Annotated in this window: 1 protein-coding gene; it reads left to right on the forward strand. The window is 30.5% G+C overall.

What is annotated here, in order from left to right; genetic code table 11:
* On the forward strand, nucleotides 1-300 hold a 300-nt coding region (locus AC1DJR_RS34050), incomplete at its 5' end, for a YrvL family regulatory protein (protein WP_477004676.1).
* Nucleotides 301-372 lie beyond the last annotated feature (72 nt).

Genomic DNA, 372 nt, shown 5'->3' on the forward strand with positions numbered 1-372 from the left:
GGTATAGAATATTCATCAAGAACAGCTCTACTACTCTTTTTTTTACTTATTCTTTTATTAGATGGTATTACATATTTTATATTCATTTTCTTTAAAGTGCTCCTACATCCAATGATGACAAGTATGCCCAATTGGCTCTCAATTGCTCTGCTCTCTATAATTGAAATTACGTTAGATTGGTTTGTCATACATACCGCCGATGACTGGATAGAGAGTGTACAAATGYCCAACATAGCTGAATTATGTGTCGCACTATTCCTTTACACACTAAATAAATTATTTAGTGATAAGAAAGAGTAAGAATACAAGCTTTTCTATATAAAAATTGGTACAATAAAAATAAATCATACTAAAGAGGTGTTACTTATGAAC

Source organism: Bacillus sp. 05T31 (assembly GCF_056396725.1).